This window comes from Methylorubrum subtropicum, from assembly GCF_038442325.1.
Classification (GTDB): Bacteria; Pseudomonadota; Alphaproteobacteria; order Rhizobiales; family Beijerinckiaceae; genus Methylobacterium; species Methylobacterium subtropicum.
In genome coordinates, this window is the sequence record NZ_JBBXMW010000017.1 from 68,346 (window position 1) to 87,251 (window position 18,906).

At 72.3% G+C, this 18,906-nt stretch carries 19 protein-coding genes and 1 pseudogene; 12 read left to right on the top strand and 8 right to left on the bottom strand.

Annotated features, from left to right (window positions below; all coding sequences use genetic code 11):
• Positions 1-6: 6 nt before the first annotated feature.
• The 12 genes and pseudogenes from AAHG03_RS20705 to AAHG03_RS20755 all read left to right on the top strand — a co-directional run bounded on the left by AAHG03_RS20705 (position 7) and on the right by AAHG03_RS20755 (position 7,537).
• Positions 7-270 (top strand): hypothetical protein, encoded by a 264-nt coding sequence (locus AAHG03_RS20705; RefSeq protein ID WP_342152868.1) that lies wholly within the window; start codon positions 7-9, stop codon positions 268-270.
• A gap of 29 nt (positions 271-299) precedes the next feature.
• On the top strand, positions 300-893 hold the full coding sequence (locus AAHG03_RS20710; protein ID WP_342152869.1) for a hypothetical protein: 594 nt from the start codon (positions 300-302) through the stop codon (positions 891-893).
• Positions 890-2,278 carry a hypothetical protein gene (locus AAHG03_RS20715; RefSeq protein WP_342152870.1) on the top strand — a complete coding sequence of 463 codons (1,389 nt, stop codon included), beginning with the start codon at positions 890-892 and terminating at the stop codon, positions 2,276-2,278. The genes AAHG03_RS20710 and AAHG03_RS20715 overlap by 4 nt, the downstream gene beginning before the upstream one ends.
• Before the next feature lie 355 nt (positions 2,279-2,633).
• Complete coding sequence (locus AAHG03_RS20720) at positions 2,634-3,029, top strand: hypothetical protein (RefSeq protein ID WP_342152871.1); 396 nt, start codon at positions 2,634-2,636, stop codon at positions 3,027-3,029.
• 142 nt (positions 3,030-3,171) lie between these two features.
• Complete coding sequence (locus AAHG03_RS20725) at positions 3,172-3,468, top strand: hypothetical protein (RefSeq protein WP_342152872.1); 297 nt, start codon at positions 3,172-3,174, stop codon at positions 3,466-3,468.
• Between the two features lie 147 nt (positions 3,469-3,615).
• A pseudogene (locus tag AAHG03_RS20730) lies at positions 3,616-3,954 on the top strand (IS5 family transposase); the annotation flags it as partial.
• A gap of 376 nt (positions 3,955-4,330) precedes the next feature.
• Positions 4,331-4,582, top strand: coding sequence for a DUF6894 family protein (locus AAHG03_RS27135; RefSeq protein ID WP_412759776.1), 252 nt, complete (start codon positions 4,331-4,333; stop codon positions 4,580-4,582).
• 32 nt (positions 4,583-4,614) lie between these two features.
• Positions 4,615-5,127 carry a hypothetical protein gene (locus AAHG03_RS20735; RefSeq protein WP_342152873.1) on the top strand — a complete coding sequence of 171 codons (513 nt, stop codon included), beginning with the start codon at positions 4,615-4,617 and terminating at the stop codon, positions 5,125-5,127.
• A 249-nt stretch (positions 5,128-5,376) separates the two neighbouring features.
• Positions 5,377-6,081: a hypothetical protein gene (locus AAHG03_RS20740; RefSeq protein ID WP_342152874.1), complete on the top strand. Its 705-nt coding sequence runs from the start codon at positions 5,377-5,379 to the stop codon at positions 6,079-6,081.
• Positions 6,081-6,524, top strand: coding sequence for a DUF6678 family protein (locus tag AAHG03_RS20745; protein ID WP_342152875.1), 444 nt, complete (start codon positions 6,081-6,083; stop codon positions 6,522-6,524). The genes AAHG03_RS20740 and AAHG03_RS20745 overlap by 1 nt, the downstream gene beginning before the upstream one ends.
• Entirely contained in the window at positions 6,521-6,949 is a 429-nt protein-coding gene (locus AAHG03_RS20750; protein WP_342152876.1) for a hypothetical protein, read from the top strand. Before AAHG03_RS20745 ends, AAHG03_RS20750 begins: the two co-directional genes overlap by 4 nt.
• A 177-nt stretch (positions 6,950-7,126) precedes the next feature.
• Entirely contained in the window at positions 7,127-7,537 is a 411-nt protein-coding gene (locus tag AAHG03_RS20755) for a hypothetical protein (RefSeq protein WP_342152877.1), read from the top strand.
• A 47-nt stretch (positions 7,538-7,584) separates the two neighbouring features.
• Here the strand turns inward: AAHG03_RS20755 and AAHG03_RS20760 are convergent, their stop codons facing one another.
• The 8 genes from AAHG03_RS20760 to AAHG03_RS20795 form a co-directional block, all read right to left on the bottom strand.
• On the bottom strand, positions 7,585-7,869 hold the full coding sequence (locus AAHG03_RS20760; protein ID WP_342152878.1) for a hypothetical protein: 285 nt from the start codon (positions 7,867-7,869) through the stop codon (positions 7,585-7,587).
• A 173-nt stretch (positions 7,870-8,042) separates the two neighbouring features.
• Positions 8,043-8,708 carry a hypothetical protein gene (locus AAHG03_RS20765; protein ID WP_342152879.1) on the bottom strand — a complete coding sequence of 222 codons (666 nt, stop codon included), beginning with the start codon at positions 8,706-8,708 and terminating at the stop codon, positions 8,043-8,045.
• The gene (locus AAHG03_RS20770) at positions 8,705-9,652 is read right to left on the bottom strand and encodes a YcxB family protein (protein ID WP_342152880.1); all 948 of its coding nucleotides are present in this window, start codon (positions 9,650-9,652) and stop codon (positions 8,705-8,707) included. The genes AAHG03_RS20765 and AAHG03_RS20770 overlap by 4 nt, the downstream gene beginning before the upstream one ends.
• 336 nt (positions 9,653-9,988) lie before the next feature.
• Positions 9,989-11,284, bottom strand: a complete 1,296-nt coding sequence (locus tag AAHG03_RS20775; RefSeq protein WP_342152881.1) for a DUF4272 domain-containing protein — start codon at positions 11,282-11,284, stop codon at positions 9,989-9,991.
• Entirely contained in the window at positions 11,281-11,907 is a 627-nt protein-coding gene (locus AAHG03_RS20780; protein ID WP_342152883.1) for a DUF4166 domain-containing protein, read from the bottom strand. Before AAHG03_RS20780 ends, AAHG03_RS20775 begins: the two co-directional genes overlap by 4 nt.
• A 73-nt stretch (positions 11,908-11,980) precedes the next feature.
• Complete coding sequence (locus tag AAHG03_RS20785; RefSeq protein WP_342152884.1) at positions 11,981-13,885, bottom strand: hypothetical protein; 1,905 nt, start codon at positions 13,883-13,885, stop codon at positions 11,981-11,983.
• Positions 13,886-13,894: 9 nt separating this feature from the next.
• Positions 13,895-15,025, bottom strand: coding sequence for a VWA domain-containing protein (locus AAHG03_RS20790; RefSeq protein WP_342152885.1), 1,131 nt, complete (start codon positions 15,023-15,025; stop codon positions 13,895-13,897).
• Positions 15,022-18,888, bottom strand: coding sequence for a DUF4132 domain-containing protein (locus tag AAHG03_RS20795; protein ID WP_342152886.1), 3,867 nt, complete (start codon positions 18,886-18,888; stop codon positions 15,022-15,024). The genes AAHG03_RS20790 and AAHG03_RS20795 overlap by 4 nt, the downstream gene beginning before the upstream one ends.
• Between the last annotated feature and the right edge of the window lie 18 nt (positions 18,889-18,906).

Below are 18,906 nucleotides of genomic sequence, written 5' to 3' on the forward strand. Positions count from 1 at the left end.
TCGCGCATGATGCCGATTCTGGTCGCCATCGTCTGGACCCCCGCGCTGCTCTTGGCGCTGGGTCTCGGGCTCGCCTTCCTCACCGGCTGCCGCGTCGATGAGGGCAGCCGCCACCCTTGCGTGATCTGCGGGCTCGATCTCGGCGGGCTGCTCTACACGCTGACGATGATGGGCTGGCTGATGATCCCGATGCTGCCGTTCATGGCGCTCTCGATCCTGTTCGGAGTCGGAGCGGGACTCTGGGCGCTGGTGCAGGGATGGGGGGCGTGATGCGGCCGGTCCGATCCGCGGCGGGCATCTTGGCGGCCGTCTTGGCGGCCGTCTTGGCGGGCGCCGTCGACCTGCTCGCTCCGGGCGTGAGCGCCCAGGGCTTCGTCGCCGAGCGCTCCTTTCCGGTGGCGGGCGCGTGCTACCTGCGCCGCTACGAGGCCGCGCATCTCGCCCGTCATCCCGGTCAGGTCGTCACCGGCCTCCGGATCTGGGGCGATGCCCGCAGCCTCGTCGCGCTGCGGCGCGAGGCCCCCCGCATCGATCCCGAACTCACCCTGACGATCCGCATCGACTTCGCCGACGGCGGCCGGGCGCAGGGCGCGGTGGGCTGCCCCGAGAGGGGCGGGCGTATCCGCCGCTGCGGCCGCAACGCCGACTGCGCCGGCGATGTCGCGGTCGATCTCATGCCCGACGGGCGCCTGCGGATCGTCAACGACGGCACGGCCCCGCGCGAGCCCGGCGATGCGCCGGGCTTCAACCCCGACGCGGTGTGCCGGGCCGTCGCCGATGCGGCGCGGCCGGGGCGATTCGTACCGCCGGACGCGCCGAACCGGGTATTCCTGCTCGACCGGCAGCCGCTCGCGGCCTGCACCGAGGCGGACCATCGGAAGGAGCTGCCATGAACGGCCCGACGACACGCGCGCTCCGATGCCTCGGCTTCGCGCTGGCGCTGCTGATCGGGCTCGTCGCGAGCCCGGCCCGATCCCAGGATTCCGGCCCGGTCACGCCGCTGCCCTTCGCCTCGACGCCGGAGCTGCGCGCCGCCACGGTCGCCCGCGAAATCCGAACGCTCCGGGCCACGAACCCGGTCGGCGCGGCCGAGACCGCCCGCGAGATGGCCCGGCACGACTACGACACGATCTTCCGCGGCTTCCTCGACGGCACGCCGCTGCGCCCAGACGATGCCGGCGACGTGCTCGCCGCCTTCGTCGCGCTCCAATGGATGGTCGCCAACGATGCCATGAACGAGCCGAGCCCGTCGGCGCTCCGGGCGATCCGCCAGACCTTCGTCGAGCCGCTGGCGGGCAAGCCGCCGTTGTCGCAAGCGAGCGCCCGCGCTGCCTTCGCCGAGCAGGTGAAGCTGCGCATGGTGCTCCACCACGCCGGCTGGAAGGCCGCCAAGCAGCTCGGCGTGCTGCCGCGCTTCCTCGCCACCCTGTCGAACGAGTTCATCCCGGCTTCGAAACTTCAGGCGCTTGCCCTCACCGACGAGGGGCTGGTGGGCAAAGGGGCCCGCCGGTCGGCACCGCAGCCGAGGGAGGCGCCTCCGCCCGTCGCCGACGCCCGTCCGACACTGCCGCCGAACTCCGTCGCGCCGCCGCCCGACGCCGCGCAGCCGCCGCGCTTTGCTGCCAACTGGGACGCGGTCGAGGGCGTATATTTTCGCTCCACCACCGGCTTCGGCGTCGGCGGCATGATGATCATCGACTTCGAGCCGCTGATCTTCCTGCGCGACGGCACGACTTACGAGATCGCCGACACGGCGCTCGAAGATGTCGATCTCGCCGCCGAGCGCCTCGCCAAGCCGCGCCTGTTCGGCCGCTGGACGCGCGCGGCCAAGGGCTTCGTGCTGACGGACTACAAGGGCCGCTCGAACGACTACGCGCTCGGCGACGGCAGCTTCTTCCGCGCCTTCCCGGCCGCCTCCGGCGAGAGCGTGAAGCGCGCCTACCGGCGCCTGTCGGGCGGCGGCAACAGCGCCATGGGCGGCAGCGTCACGGTCGCGGTCGAGAGCCGCTACGACTTCCGCCCCGACGGCAGCTACGGCCGCGGCGGCTCGGTCGGCGCGATCAATTCAGGGGGCGACACCGGCGTCGGCACCGCGATCGGCCGGCGCCGTGCGCCGGAGGGCGGACGCTACGCGCTGGACCGCCACACCCTCACCCTGACCGGCAATGACGGGCGCAGCCGCCGCGTGTTCTTCGCCTACAGCTCGCAGAAGGAGCCGCCGGAGATCGACCGCGACATGATCTTCATCGGCGACGACGTGTTCTCGTCCGATGATTGAGCCCCCCGCCCGTTCCTCGGCCCGGAGGCCGGCATGAGACTCGTCCACAAAGCCGCCCTTCACTTGCGCGAGGGCACGAGGACGGCGCAGGCCGTCTTCGCCGAGGCCGCCCAGAAGATCTTTGACAGCGTTGTGAATTCAGCCCGCTCCATCGGGCAGCGCCCTCCGGTCGTCCAGCGATGGGACGAGGGCGGCCGAGCCGCTGCCCACGACGCTCCGGCCGACGGCGTCCGCTCCCGCCTCGGCGGATTTCCTGCCGAAGCGAGTGGCCATCAGGGACGGGGTGCGCATGCTCCGATCGGCTCGCCAAAGCGCGGATGCCTTCATGCCTTCGAACCGTGAGCTTTGGGTGGGCATGGCGTTCTTCGCGCTTGCGGCGGGCGCACTCGTCCTCTTCCGGCGCCCGTTCGACTTCGTCGGTTGGGCAAGCCTTGCCGCCTGTGTCGCCTTCGTGATCCTCGCGTGCTGCGGCCTGTTCAAGCGGGACATCGGCCTCTTGAAGCCGGGTATCGAGGTCGGGCGACAGAAAATCGACGATCCCACGACATCCGACCGACCTCGGACGATCGGCATCGAGCCGGTCGAGAACATTCCGATCGGCGATCCGTCGCCGAACGAACTGCGTCTCCTCGAAACCACGATCGCCGCGCTCGAGGGCGGGCGGCGCCCCCCCCCGCGGCGAGATCGATGCAAGCTCGCTCTGGAGGGCGGCCCAGCGGCTCGATCCCGGCCGGCCCATCGGCATCTATGAAGCCATCGGCTCGTTCGCGGCGCTTCACGACGATGGACATCCGCGCATCGGGCGCCTGATATTCGTTCCGGCCCACACCGAATACGACGCCACCCTCCTTGCCGAGATCACGGCCTGTGCGCTCGCCGCGCTGGGCCATGCCGTGCAGCCGCACGACATCACAATGACGTTGCCACCGGAGGGCAATCAGGGAACGGCTCGGGTCGCCTTCCCGATCGAGGGCCGCACTCGCACGGTGAGTTGCGAATATTTCTGGAAGTATCCGCCGGCCGATCTCATCCCGGCGCTCGGGTGTTATAGAAGGATGGAGGATCCGCGCGATCTCGTCTGCGCTGACCCTGGCGACCAGACGCTCCTCTATGCCGCTATCCGCTGCGGATCCTTGATGGAGCTGAACAATCGTCTGCCAGCGGAAGGCGATCTTTTTCGCAAGGCATAAGGTTCGAGGATGGCGGCTTATACCAGCAGCATGGCGAACTCCCCGATACCCGCAGCCGCGAGGATGCAGCCGAACTAGGCCGCGTGGACTCTTGGGGTTCACGTGCGGGGTAAGGCGTGATTCAAGGCTGTCTTTGGGAGGGCAGGCTTGAGTGTTCAGGATCGTTTGGTTCTCAGCGACGCGCAGTGGGAGCGGATGGCGCCGCTGATCATCGGTCGGCCCGATCAGCGCGGTTCGACGGGGCGCGACAACCGCCTGTTCGTCGAAGGCGTGCTGTGGATCGTGCGGACGGGCTCGCCCTGGCGCGACTTGCCCGAGGTATTCGGCGAGTGGAACAGCGTGTTCCGCCGCTTCAGCCGCTGGAGCCAGAAGGGCGTGTGGTGGCGCATCTTCGAAGCGATGTCGGACGATCCCGACTTCGAGTACCTGATCGTGGATTCTACCATCGTCCGCGCCCACCAACATGCGGCGGGTGCTAAAAAAGGGCGATTATATACCTCGCGAACCACGCCCCACGGGTAGCGGTGGCTGGCCGGTATTTTACGCCATAACCGTTGCGCTGTGCCGTTTGTGAATGCGCCGACGCCCAATGCGATGTAGCTTGTGCCGGCACCCGATGCCCCATCGGTTTGCTTGCACCGATCGACACACCTTGCCCCGCGCTTCAGTCAGCGTGGGGTTTATTTTGTGATTTCGTCGCCCGCGAACAAAACACAGAATAGACGCCTGCAAACCAACAAAGGTGACGGCAGCCCTTTGATCTGAGGCGTATGCCAGTCGCCAATCGCAGGGCTTTGTATCGGCACGTCTGCGAGTGAGAGCGAACACGCTCCCGCCTTATCGAATGTAGGCGGAGTCTCCTGTGCCACGCTATTTCTTCAACGTTTACGACGGCAAGTCCGTTATCGACGAAGACGGCATGATCCTATCCGATATTCAACAAGCTCGTCGCATGGCAGTTAGAATGGCCGGCCAGCTCTTCGATTTGAACTTGGAGCACCGCATGGGGGCTGATCAGAGGGACGTCGTGACGGACGAGTCCGCCCCGGCCGACGCGCAAGGGGATGCACGAGGGGACACAGGAAGCGAGGCGGGGCCGAGCCGCCCCAGATGAACGCCCCGCCGCGCATCCTGGTGCGAGCCTGAATGTTCCTGAACGCCGACGGCATCCGGGGTATGCTGCTCGTCATCAACATCGGTCTCATCCTCATCGTGGGCGTCCTCATCGCGCACGTTGTCTGGGTCGTGCGCTTGGCACGCTCCCCCGTGCTCGCGCGTCGATCCGGCCCCATGCGCGCCGGGGTCGTGGCGGCGGCTCTGGTGACGCCGGTCATCGGCTTCTACGCGTCCGAGCTCCTGATGCTGTGGCGCGGGCATGGGAACGGCCGGTCGGCAGCGGCGATCCGTGTCCTCGCGGTGGTCGTGGGCCTGACCCTCGTGCTGGCCGCGATCGGCGCCGCGCTGGTCGAGTCGCGCTACGTGCCCGGGTCCCGGAACTGGCGGCACGCCGTACGGGGCTTCACCGGACAAGCGGGGTTCCTGCTTCTGGCGGAGGCGCTCCTCTTCATGGTCGTGCGGGTGCTCGTGGCGGAGCGGCGGGCAGCTCCCTGGATCGCCCTTGCCGCGACGGCAGCGATCCTCGTCTTCCTCGTCGGCTGAAGCGCGCGGATCGCTCTCTGGCTATCCCACGCCCGCTAGGGGTCGGGGTTCCCATCCGGAAACCGGTTCCCGGGGCTGACGGATGGCCGCGCGAACGTTAACGATGCCGCGCGCCGCTGGAATGGACCGGGCGTGCCGGAAGGTTGGCACGGAGGGCAGGACCATCGGGGGCCACGACGAGCGCTGTGCGGCCGACCTCGACGACCTCGCGGGGATGGATTGATGACCCGATCCGGACGGAACGTGGCCGTGGCCGCCCTCCTCACTGCAGCATCCGCGGCGGGCGCGCAGGAGACGTCGGAGAACCTGTGCCGGCAGGCACCGCGGCTCTCGGAGGGGGCCGCATGCGGCCCTGGGCGGATCGTCGGCGCGGGCCGCGTCCGCTTCGTGCGGGACGGGCTCGCCCGCAAGGGCTGCCCAGGCGCCGACCCGGCATGCGCGGCGCGGGGCTACCTCGTGCCGGGAGACCGCGTGGTCCTCGGCGAGCGGCGGAAAGGCTACGTCTGCGCGACCTTTCCGCAGATGAAGACCGGCCTGGACACGACGGGCTGGCTGCCGGAAGCCGCCGTCGCCCCCGAGCCGGCGTCGCCCGTGACACGCGAGGCCTGGCTCGGCGTCTGGAGGCGGGTCGAGGCCAGGATCGCGATCGAGGCGGGCGCGGAGCCCGGCACCGTCGCGATCGACGGCAGCGCCACCTGGGGCGCGGGCGACCCGGAGCGCGCGCAGCGTGGCTCCGTCCACCTCGGCGAGATCGGCGGCACGGTCGCGCCCGCGGACGGAGCCTTGAGCTTCGCCATGGGCGAGAAGGGCACTCTTCCGCTCGCGAAGGGGGGCGAGTTCGACTGCAAGGTCTGGATGCGACGGGTCGGCCCCTGGCTCGTGGTGGACGACAACCTCGCCTGCGGCGGGCTCAACGTCAGCTTCCGGGGCGTCTACCGGCGGGAGGGCAGGTGATGGCGGGCACCGTCACCGCCCGCGCGCGCACCGGACTGGACCGTCTCGCCGCGCTGGCGCGGCGGCGATTCTCGCACGCGCTGATGTCCGACACCAAATGGCGCCGACTGTTCATCGCCTTGGAGGAGGCTGGCGTCGCGGTCCGTTGGGCATCGGTGAAGTTCATCGATGTTTCGGACCCCAAGCCCATGACCCTGCCGACCGGACGGGCGCTGCACCCGCCGCGACCCTACGTCGACACGCTCGAATTCGGACCGATCGAACTCCGGGCGATTGAGTGGCTAAAGATGCCGGCCGTGGTCCTTCACCCGCGCGGGAGTGGCCTGCCCCCACGCGCGATCCCGCAGGATCTGGACGGCGCCGAGGTCGCGCTGGCCGCCCGCGGCCGCTTCCCCCTCGAACGGGGGCCCGAGGCCCTGCGCGTGCCGGGCTACCGCCGATGACCGTCCCACCCCCCGCCGTCGCTGCCCTCGCCCTGATCCTCGCGTCCACCGCTGCCCGCGCCGTCGACGGCCTGCCGCTGCCGAGCTGCGCCGAAGTTCAAGCCTCCAAGCTCGTGGGCGGCGCTCTCGCGGAGACGTTCGACGGCCGCTACCCGCGCGACCTCGCCGACCCCCGCAAAATCGAGCGCATCGCCCTGGATGCGGACGCGGTGGCCAACGTCGCCGGTTACCTCGCCTGCGTCGCTGGTCTCACGGACGGCGACGTCAACGTGGCCGACCAGGGCATTGCCCTCTTCGCCAGCCGGCGACACGGCCGCGCCGCGTTCGCCGCCCTCGACGCCGTCTCGCGCAGCGGCGCCCCCTGGGCGGCGGGCGCGCGGGCCTTCGCCCGGCAGATGCGGGACTACCGCAGGGGGCCTGGATGACGCCGGACCTCACCCCGCTGCGCTTCGCAGCGACGCCTCCGCATCCGGTGCGCTGATCGTGCCGGTGTGGCTCGTCATCCCTCTCCTGCCCGTCATGTTTCTCACCCCGGCGCTCGCGCTCGTCCAGGCTTCGCAGCGACGGTCGCACGCGCGATGAACGGCCCTGGAGATCCAATCATGCGACGCCGCTCCCTCCTGGCCCTTCTTGCGGCCCCGCTCGCCCTCCGGGCCGCGTCGGGCCGGGCCGACACGCCGCAGGGTCCGGAGCGGCGCGTCCTCCTCGACGCTGCGCGCGGCCCGGCGGAGGCGGCGCTTCGCCAGCCGCTCCGCTTCTTCGTCACCGCGCTGAACCGCGAGGGCGTCTGGGCCTTTCTCCTCGCTACGATGCAGCGGCCGGACGGGGGGCGCCCGCGCCGGGCGATGCGGGACGACCTGACCTCGGATTCCTACGTCGCGCTCCTGCGCCGGGAGGGGTCCGGCTGGCGCATCGTCGATTTCGCCGTCGGTCCGACCGACGTCGCTTGGCAGGGCTGGGACCGGCAGCACGGCGCGCCGGCCTCCGTCTTCGTCATCCCTGAGGGCCGATGACGCGGCTGCAACCACTCCTGCTCGCAGACCGGCGCAGCACCGGGGCATCAGACCGGACGCCCGGACGGACCCCCATGCATCGCTCCGAGCACGGCGAGGGCGCCGAGCAGCACCATCAGCACGGAGTAGTACTGCATCGGGTTCCAGAACAGGGTGTGGCGTCCGCGCAGGACCACGATCTGCCCGGTGCGCGGATCGAGGAGTTCGCGGCCCGGGCGGTTGTTGAGCCGGGCGCCGAGCCACCAGTTGAAGCCGGCTGCGGCGATCCAGACGAGGACGACCCCGGTGGGCGTCGGGACCCCCAGGCGTGCGAGCGCGGGGTCGAGAAGCACGCTACCGAACAGCCGAGAGCATGCCCCAGCCGGACCAGATGATCATTCTTCGCTTCTCCTCGCAAGGGTGACATGGTTCGCCGGCGCCGACCGCGCGCCGTCGCTCGAGTGCGCCATGGACGCGCAGACGCGTTTTCGCCGCCGCGGGCGGCCGGTCGAGAGGGGGCGCGGCCTCACCGCGCCGCCGACCATGCCGGCCGGCGCGCGCTCGCCAGCAGCGCGCGGGCGGATTCGTGGCGCACCGGACCGGTCTCGCAGGTCTTGCAGATCGCCCCGAGATAGCGCCCGCCGATCACCGTCTCCGCGAAAAGGCCCGACTTGAACCGCGGCGCCGCCTCGGTCTCGACGGCGATCCAGTCGCGCGGACCGAAGCGCTCGGGCCCGATCGGGCGGCGGATCGAAGCGCCCGGACTCGTGCTCTTCAGCACGGCGCGCAGGCGGAAGTAGCGGGAAAGCGGCGCGGCGTGGAGCCCGGCGAGGCGGGCCGCGTCGTCCGCCCCCTCGACCGGGCCGGTGCGCAGGCGCAAGGTGCAGGTCTCCTGGGTCCGGGCGCAGGCCGGGGTCCGGCAGACGACGCGCACCACGCGCCGGCCGGTGGCGTCGCCGGGGTCGTCGTCGGCCTCTTCCAGAACCCAGCCCGCCGGGAGGTCCAGCACGAAGCCCTGATCGAGGCGCAGCACCGTCGGGCCCGGGAGAGCGTCCCCCGCCTCCGGCGTCGCGATCGCGTCGGGGGCGGGCTCGGCGATGGCTTCGGGGGCATCCTCGGCGTGCGCCGGGGCGATGGCGAGCAGGTAGGACAGGAGGAGCATGGCGCGGCCGCGGCGGAGGGCATCGGTCATCGGGCACGGGTCTCCATCGGAAGGTGGCGTTCGGCGAGGGCCTCGAACCGGGCGCGCGCCTCCGGCTCGAAGATCCGCAGCGGCACCGGCAGCACGTCGTTCCAGCGCATCGACAGGATCACGAGGTCGCCGACCCGCTCGTATCCGTGGAAGAGGTTCCAGCCGAGGCGAGCGTGAGCACCGTCCTGCGCCGTGACGATGCCGGCCCCGTCGATCACGATCCGGGCCTCCCCTGCGGGGGCCTCCGCGTCGAGGTCCTGGGCCGCGGCCCCGGCGAACCAGCGGCGCGCGCGGGGATGGACCGCGAGGACCAAGCCGATCACCGCCGCGACGATGGCGGCAGGCTTCCAGAAATCGGTGGCGGCCATCTCGGCGAAGAGCGGTAGCGTGTCGGCCAGGGGAACCCGGTAGGGGTCGATCGCCCAGAGCATCGCCAGCAGCGCGGGGTAGAGCAGGCTCAGACCCGCGAACCACGCGGCGGCGGCGACGAGCCGGGCGCGGCGGGCGAGAGGGTTCTCCATCGCACGCAGGATGATCGGCACCCGTTCCTCCACCGTCAGACGCATCGTGGCGCGCACCGCCTCGGGGCCGGCGACCGGTTCGGCCGGCGGCGGCACGGGGGCGGGACGGCCGGCGCAGGCCAGCACCCAGCGCCGGATGTCCGCGACGACCTGCTCGCCCAGATGCGCCTTGGGCAGGACGATCGGGACGTCGCCGATCTCGACCATGAGGAAAAGGTGATCCCGGTCCTCCGCCGATCCGCGGATGCGCGGCCAAGGCACGAAGCTCGCGAGATCCGGTGCGGTCTGGGTCAGTCCGGCACCGTCGAGCCGGTAGCGCGTCGGCACCGGGCCCGGGTCGCGGCCGTCCTGGCTCGGCGGACCCATCAGGGCCCGCATCCGCCACCGGGCGAGCCGGGGTTGGAGCGCGTAGTGGGCGAGCAAGGCGAGCGTGATCGCGGCGAGGCCGGCGGCGAGCGGTAGTGGATCGAAGTCCGGCAGGTCGCGCCAGAACGCCGACAGGCTTCGCCGCCCACCCGCCGTGGCCCAGGCCGAGACCGTACCGAGCAGAGCCAGGAACCACAGCGTCGGCAGGCCGACGGTGAGGATGCGCCGCCGCTGCGCGGCCAGAAGCGGCGCCTGCGCCTGCAGGTTGCCCGCGACCCGGTGCGCCTGGGTGAGCGGGGCCTCGAAATCGAGCGGCGCGTCCGGGATGGGAGGGCGAGCGGAGATGACGGGGACGATGGGCAGGGAAAGCCTCGCGGGTTCAGCGGTTCGATGTCACGTCGGCGTATCGATCTCGTCCCAGGGGGTTCCGAGATCGTTCTGGAAACCGGTCAGCCAGTTGAGAGCGACGTGGCGCTCCGCGACGACGTCGCCGTTCAGCCCGTCGATGGGCGAGGCCATCTGCCGGGCCTGACGGACGATCCAGTGCTCGCGCCATGTGCGGTCCAGGGCGTCGAGGATCTCTCCGACGGGACGCAGGCGCAGCACCTCGCCGGGGCTGCCGGGGCGGGCCAGATCCGCAACGTCCCGCCAGAGAGCATCGACGTCGATCATCCGGTCGCTGCGGCCGATCTCGGCCGCCTCGCGGCCCAGCGCCCACAACAGGGTGTTCGCGGCCTCGTAGCGCCACGACATCGCGGCGGCTGCCTCGGGCGTCGCCGCCTCGGGGGTCTCAACCGCGACTTGGGCTCGCTCGCGCGGTGTCAGCGCGTCGAAACCGATCGGGTTGTGCATCCGCTGTCCCGCCGGGATCGGCCCCGCACCGGTGCCGTGCGCCTGTCCCCATGCGGCGACGGTGAAGAGCGCGAGGGCACGCCGAAGCACCGCCTCCGGGGCCTGCAGGACGACCTCTCCCTCCCCGAGCGCGGGCGGCATTCCACTCGGGAGTCTCGGGTCCATTCCTTCGAGCCGAGCCAGCGTGCGTGCGCGGCGCGCCACCGCGTCGGGCGGGTAGGGCAGAGCCGCTGCCGGATCGGACTCGCCAGCAGCGGAGATCAGGATCGCCATGTCGGGCGCCCGCACCGAGCCGTCGGGCAGGAACAGCACCGCGTTGGCCGTCCGCGCCCAGGCCTCCACGTCCGCCAGATCGAGGGTGACAACCTCGAAGCTGACGTGGTTGCGGACGCGCTGGAGATGGCGCCACAGATGGTAGCGCGCGGCCGTCATGCCTCCGTCGCCGCGACCCATGACGTAGCCGATGAAGCCGTCGAGGTGCGGTGCGAGTTCGGGGTCGGCGCGATCGCGCTGCCCGTGCAACTCATGAGGGACGTCGAGCGGCGGCAGGTCGCGCAAGGTGGCGTAGGCGTTGATCAGGATCGTTTCGATCGGTGCCGCCCCGACCCCGTCGGCCGTATCCCCGCGTCCGAACAACCGCTTCAGGAAGCTCATCCGTTCCCCCTTTCGTTCCACTCGACCGGCCCGCACCCGGGTATTCCCGGGCGAGTGCAGGCCGAAGCGCGCATTCGAGAATCGACGGCCATCGTTCCCCTTGCATGCATCGTCGAACCCGTCCCGGTTTCGGCGGCGCGGGACGGAGCGGTCGTGTCCCGTCCCGAACGGAGCCTCGTTCACCGGACGGGAGCATCGACGGTGAAGCGGCCCGAGTAGCGGAAGAGTTCGCCGAACAGCGGGTGAACGAGGTTCATCCGCATGGTGAAGCGGTCGCCGTCGGCCGGCCGTTCCTCGACATAGGCTTGCCCCAGGACGAGGTGGAGCGGAAGCCGCCAGTCACGCCCGAACAGGCGCCAGACGTAGCCCCGGCCTCGAAACACCAGCGCCCCCGCCTCGGCGGTCACGGCCAGCCGCAGGCCGATACCGAGGCGCACGAACTCGATCACCTCGTTCCCGTCGGCGCACTCCATATGCGAGCGGAAGTGGAACGGCGGCATGCCGGCGAAACGGAAGATCCTGTCCCAGTGCAGCGTCCCGTCGCCTTCTCGGGCGGCGTAGTGCACCGCGACCGGCACGTCGCGGCCGCGATAGGGCACGAGGGCGCCGGCCAGCCGCGCCAGCGGCAGCAGAACCTTCGCGAGTTTCGAGTGCCACACCTCGTCCATCGTGCCGCGCACGGTGACGGCGTCGCGGGTGAAGGGGCGCAGGCTGTAGTGCCGCCGCACGATCGCTCCGAGCTTCGTCCAGTCCTCCCCCAGGACGCGCTCGAAGATCGGCGCGTTCGCGCTTGCCGGATTCGTCATCGGACCTTCTCTCCACGAAGCGGAGGTCTGCCGCTCTTCCCGGGAATGTCATGCTCATTGCAGCAGCCGAGCATCAGGCGGCCGTCGGGAACGGCCCGGCATCCTCGCGCATCGTGGCGACCCAGAGGGCGGCCTGCGCGAAGATCGCTGCCGTCTCCTCCCGGGACGCCAAGAACGCCGCGAGACGCGCCGCGGTGGCGACGTGCCCGGTCTGGCGCAGGCGGGCCACCAGGGGCCGGCCGCTCGCTGCCGCCACCGGCGCGAAGGCGCGGCGGCCGGCATGGAGCGCGCCGGCCAGCAGCGCCTCGACGTCCTGGACGACACCGCGTTCACCCGTGGCCGGAGCCGACAGCAGCGGGGCGGCGGGTCCGTCCGGCGCGTCGAGGTCGGGCACGACGAAACGTTCGGTGCCGACCGACCACGGCTCGCAGACCAGCGCGCCGGCCTCGACCCGCACCGGGCCGGCGACCTGCCGCACGGGGCCGAACGCCCCGTCGAAGGCCGCGGCGAGACGGTCGAGCGCGCCCGGCGCGGCGGGGTCGTGGCTGCGCGCGAGGTGGAGCCGGCCGCCCTCGCCGGGCAGTTCCACCGCCGCCTGCCAGAGTTGCGCGCCGGGCGACCACGCCTGACCCAGGATTTCGCCCACATCGAAGAGGTGGAAGGCGTCGAGCCGGTCGCGCGGGCGCAGGAAGCCCGGCGCCCGCTCCGTCAGCCGATGCAGGACCGTGCGGACCTCACTCGCGGCGAGCGGGGCGGGCAGGCGCAGGCTTGCGTCCCGCGGCAGCAACGCGGTGCGTCCCCCGCCCCCCTGGCCCAGCGCCAGCAATCCGTCGGCCCGGCGCCGGGCGACGCTGGTGAGGATCTGGCCCCGCCCGGTGCCGCCGAGCGGCAGACCCGGCGCGAGCAGGCGTCCGGGCAGGGACGCGAGGAAACCCGCCTCGTCGTCTGACGGCTCGAACGCGCGCTCCAGCGCCAGGGTCGCGCCGGTATCAGTGTCGGCCAGCGCGACCCGCGCCACCGCCCCGCGCCCGCGGGCGACGATCCGGCCCCCGAGGGAGACGAGGCGGGTCTTGCCCATCGCCGTCTCGTAGGGCTGGCCGAGGCCGAGCGCGGTCGCGTCGGCGATCCACGTGCGGGCCAGCAACTCGGTTGCAAGCGCCAGGACCACGCCTTCGTCGTAGGCGGCATTGCGCGTCGCGTAAGCCGCGAGCTGCGCCCGCAACTCGGCCTCGGTCAGGAGAATCTGGGTGGCGCCGCGGGCCTGCGCGGCGCGTTGCAGGCCGTCGAGGGCGGCCCCGTGCGCCTCGGGGCCTGCCACGGTCCCGGCATCGAGGAGGCCGGCGACGAGCCGGTCCACCGCCGCGGCGAGATCGTCCGCCACGGGGGCGGCTGCGGTGCCTCCGAGCCGGACTTCGGTGGCGCTGCGCGCCTCGCGGAAGGCGCGGATGGCCACGGCGACATGGGCGCAGCCGCCCCCGGCCGCGCAGTCGCAAGCCGCGTAGCCGACCACGTCCGGCACGAGGAAGCGCACGCTGGCGGTCGGCAGGCGCGCCGCCGGCACCGGGCCGTGCTCCAGCCCGACGGTGAGGCCGGCCGCGAGCAGGCGCTTCAGCTCCGCGACCGCCGCGGCGCCGAGCCCCGCCTCGAAGGCCGCGCCGTCGAGGCTGCCGGGGTCCCAGGTCGCCGCCTCGGTCGCGGGCGAGGCGGCTTGCGCCTGGTAGGCGACCACGAGGGCGACGCGGTGGCGGCACATCCCGCTCGCCGGGCAGGTGCAGGCCGCCTCGCCCGGCGGACGGCCGGGCTCCAAGCGGGTCACGGTCCCGTCGGGGAAGCGGGCCTCGATCGTGCCGTCCGGCGCTTCCGCCAGCGCCGGCCTCTGCCCGGCCGCGACCTCGCGGGTCGCCCGCTTCACCAGCCCGGCATTGGCCAGCTGGATCAGGCCGTCCTCGGTCAGGGCGAGAAGGTCGGGGCGGGCCATGCCGAATTTTTAGCTCCGTACGACCTGGGCGAGCCAGCCCGCGAGTTCGCCCGGCGTCATCGCGGCGATCTCGGCGCCCGCCTCGACGAGGCGACGCGCCATCACCCGGTCGAAATCCGGCTTCGCCTGCGAATCGAGCGCGGCGAGCCCGAGCACCCGCGTGCGCTGGCTCGCGAGCGCCCGCACCTGCGCGACGAGGACGGCTTCGCTCGCGCCCTCGTAGAAGTCCGAGATCACCACGACGATCGCCCGCTCCGGGGCGGTGATCTTTTCGCCCGCATAGGCCAGCGCCCCGCCGATATCGGTGCCGCCGCCGAGCTGGACCTTCATCAGCAGTTCGCAGGCATCGTCGCAGTCGCGCGTCAGGTCCACCACCGCGGTGTCGAAGGCGATCAGGTGGGTCTCGATCCCCGGTAGGCGCCACAGGCAGGCCGCCATCACCGAGGCGTGGATGACGGAGTCGAGCATCGACCCGCTCTGATCGACGAGCAGGATCACCTGCCAGGGCCGCATCTGCCGCCGGTTGCGGGCGAAGAAGTGCAGCCGCTCGACGGTGACGCGGGCTCGCTCGGGATCGTAGTGGCGCAGGTTGTCCCGGATGGTGCGGTTCAGGTCGAGGTCGCGGGCGCCGGGCAGGCGGGTGTGGCGGCGCCGGTCGAGCACCCCCGCGAAGGCCACGGCGAGGTCGCGGGCCAGCGTCTCCGTGAGGCGGCGCACCACCTCCTGCACGAGCTTGCGCGCCATCACGAGGACGTCCGGCGCCATCAGGTGCTTGGTGCGCAGAACCGCCTTGAGCAGGGTCTCGTTGGGCTCGACGCGGGCCAGTACCTCGGGGTTCGTCACCACGTCGTCGATGGCGTAGAGCTCGATCGCGTCGCGCTCCATCCGCTCGATGGTCTCGCGCGGGAACAGGGTGTGGACCTCGTTGATCCAGCCCGGCACCGTCAGGGCCGAGCCTTCGCGCCCCCCTTGCCGGCGCACGCCGCGGGCCTCGCCGCCCGCGTCGCGGCCGTAGAGCCAGTCGAGCGCCCGATCCATCGCCGCCGCCCGGCCGTCGAGCCGGCAGCCGGCCCCGGCGCAGGCGGGTTCCGCCGCCTCGCCGAGGATCAGCCGCCAGCGCGTGGCCGCGTCGAGGCTCACCGCAGCCGCGTCCCGGCGAGCAGGCTCGGGCCGCGCAGCAACTCGCTCGCGGTGACGGGATCGAGGTCGCCGAAGGTCTGGCGGCTCGTCTCCCGGCTCCACGGACGCTCAAGCGTCAGTTCGCGCAGCGTCTGCTCGGCATCCTCGAACTCAGGCGCGCCGGTGAACAGGCCCTTCTCGAAATGGAGATAGGCGAGGCCGGTCCCGCCGTCGGTGAAGGTGAGGCCGCGCTCCAGCCAGTGGATGTCGCCGTGGTCCTGCTTCTCGCCGAGCGGCCAGCCGATGGCGGCCATGCCGCGCAGGCGCTTGGCCTCGACGACGGCGCCGGCGAAGCGGTCGGTCTTCGTCGCCGCCCGCTCGGCCTCGGTGAAGGCGTGGGTCTCGCGGGCGAGTTGGCGGAAGGGTTGGGCGATCTCGTAATCGCCGAACAGGGCGCCCCAGGCGGCGAGTGCCTGCGGATCGAGATGCAGCGGATGGACGAGGCCGATCAGGCCGTCAGCCTCCTCCGAGAGGTCGATGTTGAGCGGCTCGTCGGCGGCGTCGGTGAAGCCGAGATCTTCGGCGACCCGGAAGGTCAGGGTCGGCGCGGAGCGCGGGTCGGCATCCGGGTAGGTCGCCCAGACGAGGCGCTGGGTCAGGTGGCGCACCAGCGGGTGGCTGGCGAAAAACGGCCCGAACACGGCCGGCCGTACCCGCCGCGAGGTCGCCAGCATCGCCTCCAGCCGCGCGACCTGGAGGCTCGCCACGGCGCGGGCGTCCTTCTTCAGCGCGCTCCAGCGGGCGGTGGCCGTACTGGCCTTCCCGGCATCGTCGGCCTTCACGGGCTTGGGCAGATCCTTGAGCCGCTGGCCGGCCTCGTCCTTCACCCAGGGCTTCAAGGCCTCGTCGAAGCCGGCGCGGAAGCGGCGGGGGCCGAAATCGAAGTCGAGGCCGCCGCGCGCGTCGAGGTCGAGGTCCGGCGCGAGCCGGTCCGACAGCTCCTCGGGCGAGAGGCCGCGGGCCTCGGCGAGCTGGGCGATCTTGGCCCGCGCCTTCTCCTGCAGGCCCTTGAACTTCAGCTTCTCGGCGATGCCGTTGAGGTTCATCAGCGCCACGTCGGAGCCGATGTCGCACAGCACGTCGAGGCCGGTGACCGCGCGGGCATGGGCCGATTCGCCGGGCCAGCGGCGGATCAGGCGGGTGAGGTCGCGCGCCGTGGCGTCGTTCCCGAACCACCCGAGTGCCCGCAGCGCCCAGCCGTCCTTCGAGGGCGTGCCGGCGGCGGTCCAGGCCGAGAACAGGTCGAAGGCGAAGGCCGCAAGGCTGTCGCGGGTGCAGGCCTCCCGCACCATCGGCACGCCGGCATAGACGGCATCGGGATTGGTGAAGGACAGCATCTCGCACAAGCTCGCCACCGCCTCGTCCGGCAAGGCGCCGCCCTCCTTCAGTTGGGGGCGGGCGAGCGCGCCGGGCAAGAGCCACGCCGGCGGGCGAGCGACCTTGGCCGGCACCCGCGCGAGGGGATCGCGGTCGAGCACCTGCGCCACCGCCTCGGCGACCCGCGGCTCGCTTCCCGCATAGGCCGCCACGACGCGCTCGATTTCGGCGCGCCCGTCCTCCCGGTCAGCGGCGAAGACCCGCAGGGCGTGCTCGGCGGCCTCGCGGGGCGCGCCGGGCTTGCCCACCGCGTCCGGTACGAGCCGGGTGATCGCGGTACCGCGGTGGCGACGCAGCCACGCGAGGGCCGGCTCTCGCGCCTTCTTGAGCTGGCTGAGCGCGCGGGCCGCCGGGGGGGTGAGGGCGGCGGCGTCGACCGTCAGGATCGAGGGCAGGAGGCGGACCGGATCGGCCTCGACCAGGGCGACGAGGCCCGGCAGGGCCTTCTCGCCGAAGCGGTCGAGCATCGTCGCGACGATCACCGGCAGGGTCGAGACGTGGCCCTGGCCCGCGACCACGTCGGTGAGCGACCACAGCGCGAGCGCCAGGGCTTCCGGCTGCTTCTCCATCCCCTCGATCAGCCGGCGGTAGGGCGAGGGCGCCCAGTAGCGGCAGCTCGCATCGATCTGTTCGAGGCGCGCGGCGAGCCAGGCGATGAGCGCCTTCGCGTCGTCCTGGGGGGGCGCGGAGGGCGGCGGGGGGATCTTGACCCAGCTCTGCTTCAGGTCGGCGGCCTCGGCCTCGGCGATGAAGGCGGGCAATTCGCTCAGCTCCGTCAGGACGTGGGCGTGATAGGCGCGCCAGGAATGCTCCTCCACCACCGGCCTCTCGAAGCCGAACGGCGTCGGCAGGGGATCGAGGGCGAGGACGAGGTCGTCGGCGCGCCGCGCGCTCGCCCGCCAGGGCGGATCGCGCAGGACGCGGGGCCACGCCTCCCGCGCGGCCAGCGGCACGGCGCGGGCCTGCACCAGCCCGTCGAGGACGCGCGCGGCGCGCCCGTCGCCCTCACCGAGCCATCCCCTCACCGTGTCGAGGCCGTGGGCGTCGAGGGCGCGCACGGCCCGCGCCCGGAGCGCCGGCTCCGCCCGGCCGGTGGCGAGCGCGGCGAGGCAGCGCGGGACGAGGGCGGCCGGGTCGGCGGCGAGCGCCGCGTCGAGGCCGGCGGCGACCGGCTTCTGGTGCAGGTGCGGCAGCAGGAGGGAGAGCGCGCCGGTTTCGCCCGTGGACAGAATCGCCCGCGCCAGAGCCGTTCGCTCGTCGTCGAGGGCGTAGTGCAGGAGCCAGTCGAGGGCCGGCAGCGCGGGCTGGCCGGCGGCGTCCGCCACCGCGAGCAGGGTGGCGGCGGCCTCGGAGACGTCGAGGGCGCAGTAGCAGAAGTAGAGGTGGTAGCTGCGCTTGGTCCGCCAGCGCGCGGCGGCCTCCGGCGGCGCGTCGACGATCAGCGGCAGGAAGGTCGTGTCCGCCGCGACATCGATCCCGGCGGCGTCGGCCGCCTCCAGCACGGCGAGCGGTTGCAGCGGGTGGGACGCCGGACGGTCGTCGGCGAGCAGGAAGGCGAAGGCGGCGGCACTCGGCCAGTCGGGATCCTCGGCGATCCGCGCGTTGAGATGGGCGACCGCCGCATCGTATTCGGCCTCCGGCGCGTGGACGAGGGCGGCGCGCAGGGCGAGGAACAGGGGATGGGCCCAGGCGAGGTCCTGATAATGCCCCTTCTTGGCCGCAGGCCGCATCGCGTCGGCGAGACGGGCGACTGCCACCGCGCCGCCGTTCCCGACGAAGAAGCGCAGGGCCGCCTCGAACAGGGGGCGCAGCTCGTTGTCCAGGCGCGAGCCGTGCCGGCCGGCCTTGCGCGCCTCCTCCAGGGCCGCGGTGACGGCCGCGATCCAGTCGGACAGCCCGTCCGGCGACGGTTTCTGCGCCACGAGCCGGCCGCAGGTTCCGGGGCCGACCTGCGCGATCAGCGGCTCCCGCAAGACCTGCCATGCAGCGTCCGCATTCAGGTGACGGCCGGGCCGCAGGCGGGTCGGCAACGGCGTCCCGTCGAATACGGCGCGGGAGGGGGCCGGAGCGGCGGCCGCGGCCTCCGCGGGGGGCGCCTCGGCGACGGGCGCGGCGGCGGATTCCACCGGCTGCGGGGCGGGTTCCGCCTCGGCCGGAATCCCGGTGGCCGGCGCCTCCTCGGCAGCCTTGACGACCTTGGCCTTCGGGGCCGCGGCAGGCGCTGCCGACCCTCCCGCCGAGCCGTCGGCGCGGGCATAGCCCTTGGCGGTCTTCTCGCGGACGAGCTTGTCCTTCTCTCTCTCGGCGGCGGCGGCATCCGAAAAGGTCTTGTCCTTGCTCTGCCCCTGGGTGCCGATGCGCCCGAAGCGCACCGTGAGCGTCGCGCCCGCGACAGAGGCCTCCCAGAACTTGGCGGCTGTGCCCTCGACCAGTTCGTAACGCTCCATGCCGTCGTCGCTCCTTCT